Annotated in this window: 11 protein-coding genes; 4 read left to right on the top strand and 7 right to left on the bottom strand. The window is 50.6% G+C overall.

Annotation, left to right across the window (positions count from 1 at the left end; translation table 11 throughout):
- Positions 1-503: 503 nt before the first annotated feature.
- From G604_RS0108865 to G604_RS0108850, 3 genes are all read right to left on the bottom strand, one after another.
- Positions 504-1,175, bottom strand: coding sequence for a hypothetical protein (locus tag G604_RS0108865; protein WP_028910250.1), 672 nt, complete (start codon positions 1,173-1,175; stop codon positions 504-506).
- Between the two features lie 1,154 nt (positions 1,176-2,329).
- Positions 2,330-6,430, bottom strand: a complete 4,101-nt coding sequence (locus G604_RS14010; protein WP_081657724.1) for a CARDB domain-containing protein — start codon at positions 6,428-6,430, stop codon at positions 2,330-2,332.
- Positions 6,431-6,764: 334 nt separating this feature from the next.
- A complete protein-coding gene (locus tag G604_RS0108850) occupies positions 6,765-7,190 on the bottom strand; it encodes a DUF4186 domain-containing protein (RefSeq protein ID WP_028910249.1) in 426 nt (141 codons plus the stop codon).
- A gap of 823 nt (positions 7,191-8,013) precedes the next feature.
- Between G604_RS0108850 and G604_RS0108845 the strand changes: the two genes are divergently transcribed.
- From G604_RS0108845 to G604_RS0108830, 4 genes are read left to right on the top strand one after another with little or no spacing between them, the layout of a single operon-like run.
- Positions 8,014-8,385, top strand: coding sequence for a helix-turn-helix domain-containing protein (locus G604_RS0108845; RefSeq protein WP_231376108.1), 372 nt, complete (start codon positions 8,014-8,016; stop codon positions 8,383-8,385).
- A 5-nt stretch (positions 8,386-8,390) separates the two neighbouring features.
- Complete coding sequence (locus tag G604_RS14000; protein ID WP_081657723.1) at positions 8,391-9,809, top strand: type II toxin-antitoxin system HipA family toxin; 1,419 nt, start codon at positions 8,391-8,393, stop codon at positions 9,807-9,809.
- Positions 9,809-10,195, top strand: coding sequence for a rhodanese-like domain-containing protein (locus tag G604_RS0108835; RefSeq protein WP_028910247.1), 387 nt, complete (start codon positions 9,809-9,811; stop codon positions 10,193-10,195). The genes G604_RS14000 and G604_RS0108835 overlap by 1 nt, the downstream gene beginning before the upstream one ends.
- The gene (locus tag G604_RS0108830; protein WP_036905088.1) at positions 10,192-10,506 is read left to right on the top strand and encodes a hypothetical protein; all 315 of its coding nucleotides are present in this window, start codon (positions 10,192-10,194) and stop codon (positions 10,504-10,506) included. The genes G604_RS0108835 and G604_RS0108830 overlap by 4 nt, the downstream gene beginning before the upstream one ends.
- Positions 10,507-10,650: 144 nt before the next feature.
- Here G604_RS0108830 and mnmE read toward each other — a convergent pair whose 3' ends face one another.
- From mnmE to serS, 4 genes are all read right to left on the bottom strand, one after another.
- Positions 10,651-12,033: a tRNA uridine-5-carboxymethylaminomethyl(34) synthesis GTPase MnmE gene (mnmE, locus tag G604_RS0108825; RefSeq protein ID WP_028910245.1), complete on the bottom strand. Its 1,383-nt coding sequence runs from the start codon at positions 12,031-12,033 to the stop codon at positions 10,651-10,653.
- Positions 12,034-12,043: 10 nt separating this feature from the next.
- A complete protein-coding gene (locus G604_RS0108820) occupies positions 12,044-12,916 on the bottom strand; it encodes a nucleoside phosphorylase (RefSeq protein WP_028910244.1) in 873 nt (290 codons plus the stop codon).
- Between the two features lie 109 nt (positions 12,917-13,025).
- Positions 13,026-15,329 (bottom strand): bifunctional dihydroorotate dehydrogenase B NAD binding subunit/NADPH-dependent glutamate synthase, encoded by a 2,304-nt coding sequence (locus G604_RS0108815; RefSeq protein ID WP_028910243.1) that lies wholly within the window; start codon positions 15,327-15,329, stop codon positions 13,026-13,028.
- A 121-nt stretch (positions 15,330-15,450) separates the two neighbouring features.
- Positions 15,451-16,743 (bottom strand): serine--tRNA ligase, encoded by a 1,293-nt coding sequence (serS, locus tag G604_RS0108810; RefSeq protein WP_028910242.1) that lies wholly within the window; start codon positions 16,741-16,743, stop codon positions 15,451-15,453.
- Between the last annotated feature and the right edge of the window lie 113 nt (positions 16,744-16,856).

The following is a 16,856-nucleotide window of genomic DNA, read 5'->3' as shown; positions in this document are numbered from 1 at the left end:
TAAACAGAAGGAATAATAAGGAAAGGTAGTCATGGCCTAATCAATACTTGTTTACTGCTACTTCTGCCAACTGCCAAACGAAAAACGACGTAAGGCAGAAGTGGCAGTAACGTGGTGCTGCTCTCGATTTGTAAACACCATAGATATTTCATCATGTTCCGCCACTTTCCGCCAAGTTCCGCCATCCGCCAAAAGAGTAAAATCAAGATAAAAGTACTATTTTAGGCACTTTTGAAGGTTATTTGGCGGTTGGCGGATTGGCGGAAGTTGGCGGAAACTTCGGTTAGCGCCATTAGCGCCACTAGCGCCATGGCGCCAACTTACATAAAAGGGGTAAAAAGTGCTATTTTACGTATGTTTTAGCGGTTTGGCGCTTGGCGCTAGTGGCGCTAGTGGCGCTAACTGTTGATGAACGTAGGAAAGATACTTAGCACTCATAAGTATGCTGTTTACTCTCCAAAACGATCATGTTTATAAAGAAGATTGATGGTGCTTTCAACTTCTCAATGCCCCGGCTTCCTTTTCAATATCCGCTCCATCAGAGCATCACCGACATCAGGGAGGATATGACGTAAATGGCCCATAAGAATATCATGGGACTCTGCAGGTGTTCGCTGTGGCGAGCAGGCTTTTTTCCCGAAGCGATGCACTGCCGTGGTCAGCAAAGCCCATCCCCATCCATACTCCTTGCCGTTCTTATCCTGTGGATAGACGAAATCCTCGGTGACGATATATCCGGCATTCTGCAGACGGGTGACGTATGCATCGAACTTCCCCCGCATCTTCGGACCATCAAAGCCACAGACCTTGCGCAAGTCACGGGTAATCATACTGCCATTCTCCTCAAGCGCAAAGAGAATATCCTCCTCGATACTCCCCTCCGCTATCTTTGGCGACACATATCTCCGCCAATTACAGAAATCGGGCCACAGACGTTTGCTGATGAAGGCAGCCTTGCCCATGATGAATTTACCATAGGCACAGCCAGTCTCCTGAATGGCCCCACCCTTCCATTTCCACAGCGGCCACTCCCAGCCGCCTTCCGGGGACGGGGTATATTGACACTCTTCAGCTGCTTGTTCCTCAGCCGACCATCCCGGGATGCCGACAGGCAGCAGCGGGAGGATTCCCCATGCCTCAATAGCATCCTCCAAATCCGGACAATTATAAATCATAAGCCTTATCTAATATACGCACCGGCAAGCCATTTATCAGTTTTCGATCTTGTCAGTCGTTTTCCGTTACTCATATTGAATCAAAATTGGTTTGACACGACAAAGATAATGATAATTTCTGAGAAACGTGCCACTTTCCCCTGCTTATCTTCTGCGTTCTCCTAAATGAGCAACCAAATGTCACTAGAATATGGGCCACAGGATAAAACATGTGGGCGAGATGCCTCCATCAATAATCATCAATAATCGACTTAATTTCCACCATATGAATCTTTTGTGAAAAGTTAGTTATCGATTGAGAAGCGGTCGAACTGTGAAGTCCGGCCGTTTTTATATGATATCCGCCAAATGTAGCGGAACATGATGAATCAAGTCCCTACAAAAAAAACGGCCAAGAGCTCGCTGCTCCTGACCGTTTTTTAGGTTTGTACCTCACGGCGCAAATCCTAATCTTGTGTGTTATCCAAATGATGAAACAATCTTTACCTAAACTAAAACCTATACCTGAAACAATCTAAAAACCTAAAACTAAAAACCTAAATCTATTACTACTAACCTAAACAATCTATTAACCTTTTGACACTGCAAAGTTACGCATTGTGTTCGAGCACACCAAATCTTTTCAAAGGAAAATGCAAGAAACATGCGATTACTTGACGTGGGTCAAGAATAGGTATGATTCCCTTTCCGGCCGTCCGCAATACTCGTTCTGTGGGCAAAGTTACAAAAAATTATTTAGAATAAAGAAATAACGAGAAAAAATGGTACCCATTGACACAAAAACGGGCGGCCATTACGGCCGCCCTTTTCATTCACCCTATGTAGGTGGCCACCATGTTGTGGCCACGCACCCGCGTTGGTCGGATCATGATAAATCATGTCCCTACATATTCCCCATCTTCCTTGCGTGGCCGCAATAGGACGACACCTACAAAAGGATCAATAAATTACACAGCTTAGCTAATGCCTCCATCGATGATCATTGACGCGATGGCAAAGCCATCCATAGATGAATATCAATTGCATGATCCTGAGCAGTAAAAAGCCCTGGAAGTTTGTCGCTTCCAGGGCTATATATCATAATTTAATATTTACTTGTGGATCTATCCACTTTTAGACAAATTCATGAGACCCCATTCAAGGTTAAGTCAACTTTATCTTACCGTCACTTTGTAGGACTTGTTACCCACTTGGATGATATAAAAACCATGAGTGAGCCGTATGTGATTGGCTATACCCTCGAACACCAGGGTACCACTTGCCGTGAACACACGTACGGGGTCGTTGCTAGACAACACGCTACCACAGAGATGAATGCCTCCGGGGATCTCCACACGGTTGATGCCGGTGGAAACACCCTGACAGCTTGCGGCAGCCGACTCGCCACGATTGTACACAGCCGTTACCTGATAAAGGGTAGCAGCATCGGCGACGACGTATTGCAGCACATTGGCGGCCACACTGTCTACCAGTTCTCCGTCCGCATAAATCCGATATCCGCAAAGTTGGAGTACTCCCTTGCCCGAGAGCGGCTTGAAGTTGATGTCATCGACAAAGAGATACTGCGAATATTCAGCTCCCAGATTACGTATGGCAAAATACTTGGCTCCCGCAGGCAGGTCGAAACTTACTTGCGTCCAGCTGGCATCCGATGTCTTCTCGCCTAGGCTGACAAAGCTCGACGGGTTCGTGTCCGTGGTAGAATAAAGCACTTCATAATGTTCCATGCCATAATAGCCGTGTTCGCTGAACGAGATGGTCTGGGCATCCCCCGGGAGTTCGGGCGAGATGAGCCAGTCGTCGTTGGTACTGTCGGCAGCGCTGAAGGATGCGAAATACTGGTCGCCACTTACTGGTTGCCAGCCGGTAGGATCACCCATCCAGTTAGTGAAAGATGCTCCTGCTTTCGAAGGGTTCATAACGATCCATGCCATAGCATCGCCCTTGTGGGTGAAATTGACGTCATAGCTGTCTACGGTGATATCCGAGCGGGTTGCCTTATGGTCACGGTCTACGACAGTCCATTCGCCAATATTGTCGATGGCAAAGGCGTCATAGGCTTCGGCACCATCAGTCGTGGGAATGACAAAGTCCTCATAGGCCGGTGCCGTCCAAGAGAGCGTTACCTTACCGGCACTCTCCTGAGAGGCCGTAAGCTTTTCGGGCTTCGGATAAACGGGGAGAGTGACCGCCACACCGGCATCGCTGCTGGTGTTGTTGGCAGCAACCTCATCGGCGGCATCGTCGACGGTGAAATGGAAATACAAACTGTCCTGCAGCGTGGTTACCGGTATCTTGAAGATGAACTGTGCCACAGAGTCAGACGGCAGAGCGTCGGCCTCACTGGTTCCCACGACCTTGTCGTGGTCATACAGTTTCACGCTATATTTGCCACTCGTCTGGCTGCCATAGTTCTTTACACGCGCAACGACATGCACGGTGTCACCCACCTGCACCTGAGCCGGAGCACTGATACTGCTGGCCATGAGGTCATGGTCATGCTGATCACGGACGGTGACATTGCGCACAGAGGCCATCTGTGTAGCATCGCTGCTGTAAGTCTTCAGATAGAAAGCTACCTGAATGAACTTGGTATCGGCCGTAGCGAACTGCTTGAGAGGAACCGTAATTTTCTCATAATCCTTGGCATACATATACCTTACATAGTTCTGACGGGAGACCAAGGTGGTGTCGTGGCCGTTCTTGATGACATACACCAAGAGTGAGTCATCACCCTCCTCTGCCCTGTACCAGTAATCGTACTCCAGAATGGGGTTCTTGGCATTGGCCAGACTGATCTTTCCGGAATAAAGCAAGGCATCGTCACCGGGCTGATAGCTTGAGGAGAACATGAAAGCACCGTCTTGTGCGCCCCAGGCAGCATGTGAATCAGTCACACTGCTCTGCATACCCCAGAAGTGATCGGTGCTGCCATCCTTAAGCGTCTCCATGAAAGGCAACGTATAAGGTGTACCCTTGATCAGCGCATTACTGGTGGCAAGGTCGCTGTAGCCACTGCGGTTAGCTGCCGACACGCCATAGAGCAGATAAGCCTGTTCGCCACTGTCGTCAATCTGGTCGGTGTAGGTGGTCTGTTTCTGGTTATTTGTAAGTACGACAGCCTTTCCGCCCACGGATCGCTGGATGCCATAGTACAGATTGTCAGGATCAATATAGCCGCCCGTCACACCTGTAGCGGGAGCCTTCCAGGAAAGGTTAATCTTACCGTTGTCGCCGTAGCTGGCCACTAACAGTGTTGGAGGCAGGGGCACATCAATGCCCACGTAGGTGCTCTGCGATACAGGCATGCCCTCCCCTTCTTCATTGCAGGCTACCACTTCGTAAGTATTTACTTTATTCTTCACCGCCTGGTCATCGGTATAGGAAATCTTCTCTCCGGGGCTTACGTTACGAAGGGTGTCGATGGGTGCCCCGTCACGCTTGATCACCAGATACTGCAGGGAAGTAAGGGCGTCACCCTTGACAGTTGTGGTTGGTGTCATAAAGGATAAGGTGGCTTTGGCGGCACCGTCGGCATCGGCAGTAACCGTAAGGTCACGCACGGAGTCAGGAGCACTATACTTTGGTCCTGCCTCGACCCGGATGTTGTTCAGATGGATATTCTGAATGTCATAGCCGTGAACCTCGATACCCACATTGTAGTTGCCGTCGGCCTTTACGCTGAAATAGCCACCTAACTGCTGCGTTTCAGGCACGTTGATGGTCGTGTCTGCCTGGATCACCGTAGCAACAGCATCGGCAGTAGGCGTGTCCGTATAGACGGCGCGCATGGTATAAGGATAGTTGGCAGCCAACTCACATGTCGTGGCAAAGTGAAGACGGTAAAGCCGGTCGGATTTCAGGGAGATCGCAGGAGTGAAGAGCCAGTCATCGGTATTGTCGAAGGGTGCCCCGGCCGATGTGGCACAGCCAGCGGTTACTGAGGGAGACCAAGTGGAGCCGTCACCATCGGCATCCACTAAGGTGAGCAGCGCAAAGCTGGTGGCATCGGAGAAGTTCTGCACATAAGGTGGCGTTACGGCGGTGCCTGCCACAAAAGTATTGCTCTGAGCACTGCCGCCTTCTCCAACACTGTTCTTGGCAGTTACCACATAGTAATAGGCTGCCAGCTCGGTGGATGCGATCTTGTCGGTAAGCGTGGTATTAGTGTAGTTGTCGGCTATCGTGTCATTGTCGGGCATGCGCACGACAGTATAGCTGATGCCGTTTTCGTCAAGACTTCCTTTGTGCAGTCCCGTTGTCGGCGCTGTCCAGGAAAGGGTCGCTGTACCGTCGGCATAGGTGGCTTTAACATGGGTAGGCGCGGCCGGAGCATCGGGGCCCTCCCACGGCTTTGCCTCACTGAGTGAGTACAGACCGACGATCTCCTCATTGCCGGGGAAATTGTAAACGAGTGATGCCTTACCCGTTGTCACGTCGACGGAGTAAAGTGCACCAACGTTATCAGAAGTCGTAGCTGCCCAGTAAAGGGTGTTCGTGGCAAAGTCGAACGTGGCACTCTGCATGCTGACAGGTTCCACGCCGGTATTACCGATATAGGTCTCTGTGGCATTGGTGGCGTCTACCTTATACAAAGCCCCATCGGTGCCTATACCATAGAGAGTGCCATAGCTGTCGCTGGAAAGGGTCGCAAGCATAGTTTTCAGAGAGCCGATGGCAGTACGTGTCTCATCGTCGAAGGATACTGTCGTGAGTTCCTGTCCGCCCTTTCCGTCCGACATGACGGCATAGATCTTATTGTCTGAGGGATTCACCGTAAGATCTGTGGCCAGCCATTTCGTGCTCACCTCATCTTCGTTCTGTTCACTCCAGTCGTCCGTGGAATAGTCGTAGAAGGTACACGAATACTCATCACCTTTAATCATGTAGTAGTGTCCGTCTTTATACACAGCACCACCCGTAGCACGAAAGTTGCTGTCGTCAGTGGGCGATACGGCCGTGAGCGTGGAAGACTGGGTGGAGAACTGTCGTACGCCGTATTCCATACTCTCTTCCCAATTGTCGGAATAAACCACGTCGCCGTAGAGCGTGACACTTCCATTGCTGAGTAACGGAACGGCGTTCTGTGCAAACCGGTTGATGAGCCGTGGCCGGGTGACAGCCTGATGAGACCTTATCCGGTTGGTAGGCGGATACTTGTTTGGATGACTTTGAAGAGATGCCGCCAGTACTGTTGCGCAGGAAACAAGGGCTACGCCTGCGGCGATCTCCAATTTGCGTAAAATTTCTCTCATATAAATAAATTGATAACGAATGTATGTTACATCCTGTAAATACCTAACAATTTGCTTTAGTCACCGCAAAGTTAATAAAAAAATATTATTTTCAAAAGAAAATATCTATTTTTTTTGCATAAAAGGTAGGGACATGATTCATCATGTTCCTTCACTTCCGCCGATCCGATTTGTAGGTGTCGTCCTATTGCGGCCACGCACAAGTTGAGCAAACCCACCTTGGGCAGTGCCTGCAGATGCTGCAGCACCTCATCAGTGATCAGATGAAAGCCGCGGCGACGGGGCCTCAATGTGAATTCTATTTGATGTACCATCTTGGTTTATTTATTTTTTTTCAATAATTTCTGTGCAGCCATTCCATGATGACCCGGGTGATGTAGAACTGCTCCTTTAATGTAAGAGGTCGTCCTTTCGGAATGCCGTGCCATTTCTGTAAGCAGTTCCGGCAACAGCAGCCAGTGGCGTGCTGGGCGATGAAGGGAGGGAAAATGCCATGCCGCATCGGAGTCTGCTTTCCGTCATTGGGGATTACTGCCGGTGCCAGGCGCTTGGCGATAGTCTCCCTTGTGCCTTTCTCTATCTTCTCCCAACCCTTCTGGCGAATATACTCCTTATCTTTGGCATTGAGATAGAAAGAGCTGCGGAACTTGCTTTGGGCAAGCCGGTCGAAGAGCGGATTGAGATCGATGCCGTCCACCTCTTTTTTATCTGCCCGCTCTTCCTCGTCTTCTTCGGGGAATAAAGATAATTGCTTACACATTTCTTCAATACTCCATCATTGCTATTAATTGCCCAATAGGTTGCATCCATCCCATTGGCGTTATTGAACATTCAGAGCGGAAGAATACTTTATTCAGCCAGTGTATGCATCATCTGCAGTATTAGTAAAGTTTTGTTTGGCAAGCCATTTATCAGTTTTCGATCTTGTCAGTCGTTTTCCGTTACTCATATTGAATCAAAATTGGTTTGACACGACAAAGATAATGATAATTTCTGAGAAACGTGCCACTTTCCCCTGCTAATCTTCTGCGTTCTCCTAAATGAGCAACCAAATGTCACTAGAATATTCCTAGATTCCGTATGTAGGTGGCCACCATGTTGTGGCCACGCACCCACATTGGGTGGATCATGATAAATCATGCCCCTACATTTTCCCTTGCGTAGCCGCAACATGGCGGCTACCTACAAATGGATCGATGCTAGCGGAGATTGTAAGCGGATTGTTCTAATATTAATCTGCCTTTCGTCTACTTTTCATATGGAATCAGTGTGATAGTCTTTCGCCATGGATTGATGATAAGCGGCTTGGCCTCCAGTGGATTCATAAAGCTACCGCACAGGGCTACGAGCCAGCCAAAAAATATTGTAAGGAGAACGGTTACAGCATATACTGATCAAAACGATAGAAAATTCTTAAACTGACGGATTATGAAACTATTAGGAAATATCATTTATCCTATCTTTGGAAGCTGGTTTTATCACAAGCCTTAGGAGGATTTTGTTGATCCTTTTCATTTTTTTCTTCATCCTTTTTGGAATTTCGGAATTTATTCTTATCTTTGCAACATTAATACAACAATAAGATGATTTATAGGCAAAAACAAGCCTTAATTCATTTGATTGCATTATTTAAATTTGATCGTATGACAGATTATTATGAATATTCCATTCCGGAACTGGTAAGGATGTTGGGATCACGATTCCGGGATTATCGCATGCGCTCAGACATGACGCAGAAGGATGTAGCTGATCAGGCCGGACTGACTGTCAATACGGTCCACAAATTTGAGAATGGCCTTTCGCCGAACTTGTCCTTAAGTACGTTCCTGTTACTTCTTAAGGCAATTGGTTGCATCGATGGTCTTGATGAACTCATGCCTGAGCTTCCCGAGTCCGCATATCTGACCCGAGACAGTGGCCGGAAAGTTCAGCGCATACGCCATACTAAAAAGTAACCACTATGACAACAAAGATATTGCGAGTAATGCTCTGGGGACATGAAGTTGGACGGTTGTCTATAGACATGCGTCGTGGCCTGCCCTATTTCGAGTATAGTCATGAATGGTTGGAGAACGGGATGGATATATCGCCTTTGAATGCTTCGATCAGTATGCCACAAAGCCGTCGGCCCATTTATGGAGCTTCCGACAGGATCTATCAGAAGCTCCCGCCGTTTCTGGCCGACTCACTCCCTGACGCGTGGGGAAATGAGCTCTTCGAGCAGTGGAGACAACAGGAAGGTCTGCGACTGGGCGATATTACTCCTTTGGACAAACTCGCGTTCATAGGTCGTCGCGCCATGGGTGCCTTGGAATTCCTACCGGAGGCCGCTCACTTTGCTTCGGAGGAAAGTGTTCAGTTGCAATCGCTGATACAGTTGGCTAATAAGATCTATACAGAACGTGAGAATGCGCGCATATCTCCGAACGAGAACATGACCATGCAGGCGCTGATGTCCGTCGGGACTTCTGCCGGAGGCAGACAACCCAAGGCTATCATTGCCATCAACAAGCAGACGGGTGAAATACGCAGTGGCCAGGTAGAGAATCCCGAGGGATTCGATTACTGTATCCTGAAGTTCAATATCCCGAGCCGGTCTATGGCGGAGCTTGAGATGGCATATTATAAGATGGCTGTGGATGCAGGTATCAAGATGACTCCATGCTGGCTGATGGAGGTTGACGGAGTCCGACATTTCGTTACGAAAAGGTTTGACCGTATAGGCAACAAGAAAGTTCATATGCAAACCCTTGCTGCCCTATATCCCGGTGCAGATAGTTACGAGCGTCTGTTGTGGGTATGCCGCAAGATGCGCCTTTCTGAACTGGAATGCGAGGAGGTCTTCCGTCGTATGGTTTTCAACATTCTTGCCAATAACACCGATGATCACAACAAGAATTTCTCATTCTTGATGGATGAGAATGGTTGTTGGTCTCTATCTCCTGCTTATGACATGACTTTCATCTTTGACGTCCATGGCTTTCTCCCCGAGACGCAGCATTGCATGATGGTCCATGGCAAGTTGAGTCACATAACACTGGAGGATGTATTGGCAGTTGCTCGTGAGAACGGCATACGGAGGGCGGAAAAGATCATTCAAACAGTATCTTCTTCGTTGATGAATTTCAGGTCTTTGGCAGAGAGATACTGCGCTCATGCCCAATGGATCTCTGCAATTGAGAACACGATTCAAGAGAATATGAGGTCTTGGGGTCTTGTGCCTACTCAGACCGCGGTCAGTTTTACAGACGGGCAGAACCGCTCGGTTGAGAATATCCGAATTAAGCAACAGTTGAAAGGCAATTTTCTGCTTCTGGCTACTGATCAGAAAATGAAATATGGAATATACTTTAGCAATAAATCAATAAATATCATATAATGAAGAAGTTATTTGCCTTTTTGTTAGGTTTTCTTGGTCTGACGGTCTGCGCCAACGCACAGACGGACAGCATCAGAACGGTCGATGCACCGCATTTTGCGGAAATGATCAGATCGGACACCGCATTCCTTGTGGATGTCCGTACTGCTGAAGAGTATGGTGACGGTCATATCGATCATGCGGTCAACATCGATGTTTTAAAGCCCGACTTCAAGGATAAGTCGAAGTCTTTGCCAAAGGGTAAATTCATTGCGGTATATTGTCGTTCGGGCAAGCGAAGTCTACGAGCTGCCCATATACTTGCCAAGGAAGGATACCGCGTCATCAATCTCCGTGGCGGATGGATGGAATGGGAGGAATATGCTCAAAAGCAGAACATCCGGTGACCAGGATCATACATATCAGCAAGCTTTGGTTTCGTGGTGGCTATTATGCCATCACGCTATTTGGAGTGGTGTTTACATGTGAGGAACTTTCACCGACAGAGATTAACCATGAGCGCATCCATGCCGCACAGCAACGAGAACTGCTCTATATACCTTTTTATATATGGTATGTGCTGGAATGGTTCCTGCTGCTTCTCAAGTACCACAACTGGACCAAAGCCTATTTCCATATCCGTTTTGAGCAGGAGGCTTACCGCCACCAGGAAGATATAGGGTATTTGAAGAGACGGAAACACTACAAATACCACTGACATGAGTTTCTTGGCGAATCGATTAAATCGGGCTTAAAGGTAAGTAAAAATTGAAAGACGAAGGTTAGGTGTTTTCTTAACTACCTCTATACCACATCTTTTCTTCATCTTCTTATCTTTTTCTATAATTTTCTTATCATTTTTCTATTTTCCGATGCAGAAGTGCTGGAAGATATTGTTCAGGACCGACTGGGAGGAGATCTGCTGACCGACGATCTGATTGAGGTTGTCGATACAGTCACGGAGATCCTCGGCCAGTAGATCACCGCTGAGGTCCATATCCATACCCTCGAGAACACGACGGATGGCCTCTCCGGCCCGACAGAGAGCCGTGTAATGACGGCCGTTGGTGACGATGACCGTGTTCTCCGTGATTTCCGGGATATCTGCCGCCTCGTAGATCAGCTGCTCCAGGGCAGAGAGATTCTGCCCTTGTTTGGCAGAAATCAAAATACCATGAACGACATGCTCCTTCGATTTGATCGTATCCAACCATTGCGTCACCTCCGTAGTAGAGGCCATGAGATCTGACTTGTTGACCACAATGATGACGGGCTTACCGCTGGCCTTCGCCTGCATCTCCTCCACCTCGTCGGGCGACGGGACGGCATCAACCATCCAGAGGATGATACGGGCCTCGGAGAGCTTCTGCCATGAGCGCTCAATACCAATCAGCTCTACCCTATCCGTCGTCTCACGGATACCGGCGGTGTCGATGAAGCGGAAGGTGACGCCGTTGATCTGTGTCGTTCCCTCGATGGAGTCACGTGTCGTACCGTCGACATCACTGACGATGGCGCGGTTGTCGTGGAGGAGCTGGTTCAGGAGGGTGCTCTTACCGACATTCGTCCGACCGATGATCGCCACGGCGATGCCCTGCTTCAGGGCATTGCCGATCTCGTAACTATGCGTCAGGCTCCGGATATGTTCACGGATCTCCCCGGCGAGTTGCCTCAGCTCCGTGCGGTCGGCAAACTCCAGTTCCTCATGATCGGAGAAGTCGAGTTCCAGTTCGAGGAGCGACGTCATCTTCAGGAGTTTCTCCCGAAGTACGGCCAGTTCAGAACTGAAATGTCCATTGAGCTGACTCAATGCCATCTGATGGGTCACGCGGTTGGACGCGGCGATGAGGTCAGCGACGGCCTCTGCCTGCGAGAGATCCATCTTCCCGTTGAGGAAGGCGCGACGCGTATACTCCCCCGGCTCTGCCTGACGGGCGCCGGAGCGGATGAGGGCGTGTAGGATCTGTTGAACGATATAGGCGGAACCATGACACGATATCTCTGCGGCCTCCTCGCCCGTATAGCTGTGGGGCGCATGATAGACGCTCACCACGACATCATCGATCTCCTCCCCTTGGAAAGAGAGGCGGCCATAGTGCAGCGTGTTCGCCACGGCTTGTCGGAGGTCCTTCGAGAAGAGGCGGGAGACGATCTCCAGCGACTCGGGACCACTGAGTCTAATAACAGCAATGGCGCCCCCTGCCGGAGTCGCCAAAGCACAGATTGTATCGTTTGTATGGTTCATTCAAAATCAATTATATTCTCTCAAGGACACGCTGGATGAGTTTGTCGATGGATCCCTTGACGTTCGTGTTGGCCTTGTGGGCACGGCGGTTGGCGATCACCATGCAACAGGTCAGGGCCTTATGACCCATGAGGCGGGACAGACCGGCGACAGCGCTGCTCTCCATCTCGAAATTTGAAATCTTCAGGCCATTATATTCGAAGGCTTCGATCTTCTCGTTCAGTTTAGGATCGGCCAGAGGCAGACGGAGCTCACGACCCTGAGGACCATAGAAGCCACCGCAAGCAATGGTGATGCCACGGTGCATGTCGGTGCCGGCGATACGCTCCAGGAGTTCCTCGTCAGACGGCGCGACATAGGGGTTGCCCATCTTCAGATCCCAGCGTACAAAGTCCTTGAAGGCCTTTTCGCAGTCGAGATCGCAGGCCTTGTCACGGTTGGCATAGAAGTTGAGTAGTCCGTCGAATCCGATACTCTCCACAGTAGCGACGAAGGAACCCGTATGAAGATCCGTCTGCAGTCCTCCACAGGTACCGATGCGCACGAAGGTGAGCTGTCGGAACTGGCTCTTTTCCTTGCGTGTCTTGAAATCGATATTAGCCAGTGCGTCGAGTTCATTCAGTACGATATCGATATTGTCGCAGCCGATACCCGTCCCGACAACAGTGATACGTTTCTGGTTATAATATCCCGTAATGCAACGGAACTCACGGTTATGAACGTCGCATTCCATATCCCTGAAATGAGAAGCCACAAGGCTAACCCGCTCAGGATCACCGCAAAGAATCACCTTGTCCGCCAGTTGGTCAGGACGAAGGTGAAGATGATAGCAACTGCCGTCAGGGTTAATCATCAACTCTGATTCAGCAAAATATTTTTCCATAGTCTTTAGTTTTTTTGATAAAGTGCAATATGTCGTGTAATCTTCATGACAAAGGTAGCCATAATCCCGCAATCCTGCAAGACTATGGCTACCCTTTTAAGGTAATTTATCATTTTGCATTTAACAGATGTTCCGTCATGTGTGCTGCGGCCCGTCGGCCGTCACCCATGGCGAGGATGACGGTGGCACCGCCACGGACGATATCACCGCCGGCATAGATGTCGCCGCGGCTGCTCTGCATCTCATCATTGACGACGATAGTGTTCTTCCTGCCGAGCTCAAGACCGGGAATAGACTTTGGCACCAGCGGGTTCGGGCTCACGCCGACGGCCACGATGACCTGGTCGCAGTCGATAGTGATGGTTTTCCCTGTGGCTACAGGACGACGACGGCCACTCTGATCGGGCTCACCGAGCTCCATGACGTCGAGGACGGCAGCCTTAACACGGCCATTCTCGTCGGCGAGATATTCCTTCGGGTTATGGAGCGTGAGGAAGTGAATACCTTCCTCCTTGGCGTGCTTCACCTCCTCCCGACGGGCCGGCATCTCTGCCTCTGAGCGGCGGTAGACGAGGGTGACATCACCGCCGAGGCGCTTGGCCGTACGGCAGGAGTCCATGGCCGTGTTTCCACCACCGACGACGAGGACTTTCTTACCAATATTAATAGGTGTATCGGTATCGGGGTTGGCAGCATCCATGAGGTTCACGCGCGTGAGGTACTCATTGGACGAGAGGACATCGATGTAGTTCTCGCCGGGGATATTCATGAAGTTGGGCAGACCGGCACCGGAGCCGACGAAGATGCCCTTGAAACCTTTCTCCTCCAGCTCTTCTACGGTGATGGTCTTACCGATGATACAGTCGGTCTGGAAATGTACGCCCATCTTCCGCAGATTGTCGATCTCCACGTCGACGATACGGTTGGGCAGACGGAACTCGGGGATGCCATATTTCAGTACGCCGCCGATCTCATGGAGAGCCTCGAAGACATAGACCTCGAAACCACGCTTCACCATATCACCGGCGAAGCTCAGTCCAGACGGACCCGATCCGACGACAGCGACCTTGATGCCGTTGCTCGGCTGACAGACGGGGAGCTGCATCTTCCCGCTCTCCCGCTCATAATCGGCGGCGAAGCGCTCGAGATAGCCGATGGCCACGGGCTCACTGTTCATCTTATGATGGATGCAACGGCTCTCGCACTGTTTCTCCTGTGGACAGACACGTCCGCAGACGGCGGGGAGCGCCGAGGTTTCCTTGAGGATAGAGGCAGCCTTGAGGAAGTCACCCTTCTCGATCTCCTTGATGAAGCCGGGGATATTGATGTTCACGGGACAGCCCTCCACGCAACTCGGGTGCTTGCAGTTGAGACAGCGCCGGGCCTCACGGACGGCCATCTCGGGAGTGAGACCGATATTGACCTCCTCGATACGCGTCGTGGCACGGTAGACGGGGTCGAGCTCGGGCATCTTGACACGTGGAATTTTCATGCGGTCCTTGGCTTTCAGCGGTTCCTCAGCAGTGAGTTTGGAGAGATCGATAGCTTGATAGTCAATCTTCTTCTCATTCACCTTCACTTCAACATTTCCGACATGGTCGGCATAATGCTGCATCTCCTCGGCTTCCTCACCCTTGAAGGTCTTCATGCGTGACATCATCTCATTCCAGTCGACCTCATCGCCGTTGAACTCAGGACCGTCGATACAGACGAAACGCGTCTTTCCACCAATCGTCAGTCGGCAGGCGCCGCACATGCCCGTACCGTCGACCATGATCGTATTGAGTGACACGTCGTTGGGCACACCGTATTTATGGGCCAGAAGTGACGTAAACTTCATCATCACGGGAGGACCGATGGCGAGGACCTTATCAACATGCTCGCGCTTCAGCACCTCCTCCACGCCGACGGTGACGACGCCCTTTTGTCCGAGGCTGCCGTCATCGGTCATGATGATCAGTTCATCGGAGTAGGCCTTCACATCGTCAATCATGATCACGAGTTCCTTCGTACGACCGGCGAGGACGGAGATGACACGGTTGCCGGCTTTCTTCAGGGCCGTGAGGATCGGGAGGATGGCGGCGATACCGATGCCGCCACCGGCACAGACGACAGTGCCGTAGTTCTCGATGCGGGACGGCGTGCCGAGAGGTCCGACAATGTCATGGACGCTGTCACCGGGATTGAGGCGACAGAGTTTCGTACTGCTCAGGCCTACCTCCTGGATGACCATGGTCAGCGTTCCTTTCCCGGGGTCTGACTTTGCAATGGTATAGGGGACACGCTCGCTGCGATTATCGACGCGCACAATAACGAAGTTGCCCGGTTTGCAACTCCGTGCAATAAGAGGTGCTTCTATTTCAAGACAGAAGACCTTCTCTGAAAACTGATTTTTGCTTAGGATCTTATACATAGACACATAGATTGGAAGTTACCCTCTCTATCCTAGGATAAAAGCTGGGAGAAGATTGTTTGTGTTTTGGTTTAGAAAATCAATGCGTCCCTCTCACGGAGAAAGGGACGCATTTTTATGATTATTCAAAATTCTTGTCATCGAGCATCTCGAAGCCACAGTAAGGCACGAGGCACTTCGGCACACGGATTCCGTCGGGCGTCTGGTTGTCCTCGATGATGGAGGCAACGATACGCGGCAGAGCCAGTGCGGAGCCGTTGAGGGTGTGACAGAGCTCGATCTTCTTGTCGTCGGCATGACGGTAGCGACAGTGCAGGCGGTTGGCCTGATAACTCTCGAAGTTGGAGACGGAGGATACCTCCAGCCAGCGCTTCTGAGCGGCACTCCACGTCTCGAAGTCGTAGCAGATGGACGACGTGAAACTCATGTCACCGCCACAGAGACGGAGGATATGATACGGCAGCTCGAGCTTCTGCAGCAGGCCCTCGACATGGGCGAGCATCTCCTTCAGACTCTCATAGGAATGCTGCGGCGTGTCGATGCGTACGATCTCAACCTTGTCGAACTGATGCAGACGGTTCAGGCCACGGACATCCTTGCCGTAGCTGCCGGCCTCACGACGGAAGCAGGCACTATAGGCGCAGCGCTTGATGGGCAGGTCCTTCTCATCGAGGATGACATCGCGGAAGATATTCGTCACGGGGACCTCTGCCGTCGGGATGAGGAAGAGGTTGTCGAGGTTGGCATGGTACATCTGACCCTCCTTGTCGGGCAGCTGACCCGTGCCATAACCACTGGCCTCATTGACGACGAAGGGCGGCTGGACCTCAAGATATCCGGCCTTGCGGGCCTCGTCGAGGAAGAAGGCCTCGAGGGCACGCTGGAAACGGGCCATCTTACCGATATAAAAGGGGAAGCCGGCACCGGTGACCTTCACGCCGAGGTCGAAGTCGACGAGATTGTATTTCTTCAACAGATCCCAGTGGCAGAGGGCATCGGGACCGAGATCGGGCTTCACGCCACCTTCCTTGACGACAACATTGTCGGAGGCATCCTTGCCCTCGGGGACGTCATCATTGGGGATGTTCGGGATCTGCAGGAGCTGGTTGGTCATATCCTCCTGAGCCTTCTCCATCACTTCCTGGAGGGCCTTGTCGGCAGCCTTCAGTTCGGCAACGGCATCCTTAATCTTGGCGGCCTCGTCCTTCTTGCCCTCTTTCATCAAACCGCCGATCTGGCGGGAGAGCTGGTTCTGCTGAGCCTTATTCGCGTCGAGTTTCTGCTGAGCCTCACGGCGGATCTTGTCGAATTCAAGAACCTTCTCAACAGCCTCGCGAGCACCTTCAAAATGTTTTTTCTCCAGGCCTTTTACAACCCGTTCAGTTTCTTCACTGATCAGTTTGAGTGTAAGCATTGCTAAATATTTTTACTTGTTCGTATTTTCTTTGGGCAAAATTACAAAAAGTTTTTCAGAATAAGCATAAAATGTCGGAAAAAATTACAGACACGGCGTAGGTACATGATTAA

The organism is Prevotella sp. AGR2160 (genome assembly GCF_000424185.1).
Classification (GTDB): domain Bacteria; phylum Bacteroidota; class Bacteroidia; order Bacteroidales; family Bacteroidaceae; genus Prevotella.
The sequence above is the reverse complement of the archived record's forward strand: the minus strand, read 5'-3'. Positions and strand labels throughout refer to the sequence as shown.

Coding starts and splice junctions, on each gene's coding strand:
- G604_RS0108815 (WP_028910243.1), bottom strand. CDS start 15,329: ATGTATAAGATCCTAAGCAAAAATCAGTTTTCAGAGAAGGTCTTCTGT.
- serS (WP_028910242.1), bottom strand. CDS start 16,743: ATGCTTACACTCAAACTGATCAGTGAAGAAACTGAACGGGTTGTAAAA.
- G604_RS0108850 (WP_028910249.1), bottom strand. CDS start 7,190: ATGTGTAAGCAATTATCTTTATTCCCCGAAGAAGACGAGGAAGAGCGG.
- G604_RS0108845 (WP_231376108.1), top strand. CDS start 8,014: ATGATTTATAGGCAAAAACAAGCCTTAATTCATTTGATTGCATTATTT.
- G604_RS14010 (WP_081657724.1), bottom strand. CDS start 6,430: ATGAGAGAAATTTTACGCAAATTGGAGATCGCCGCAGGCGTAGCCCTT.
- G604_RS0108865 (WP_028910250.1), bottom strand. CDS start 1,175: ATGATTTATAATTGTCCGGATTTGGAGGATGCTATTGAGGCATGGGGA.
- mnmE (WP_028910245.1), bottom strand. CDS start 12,033: ATGAACCATACAAACGATACAATCTGTGCTTTGGCGACTCCGGCAGGG.
- G604_RS0108820 (WP_028910244.1), bottom strand. CDS start 12,916: ATGGAAAAATATTTTGCTGAATCAGAGTTGATGATTAACCCTGACGGC.
- G604_RS0108835 (WP_028910247.1), top strand. CDS start 9,809: ATGAAGAAGTTATTTGCCTTTTTGTTAGGTTTTCTTGGTCTGACGGTC.
- G604_RS14000 (WP_081657723.1), top strand. CDS start 8,391: ATGACAACAAAGATATTGCGAGTAATGCTCTGGGGACATGAAGTTGGA.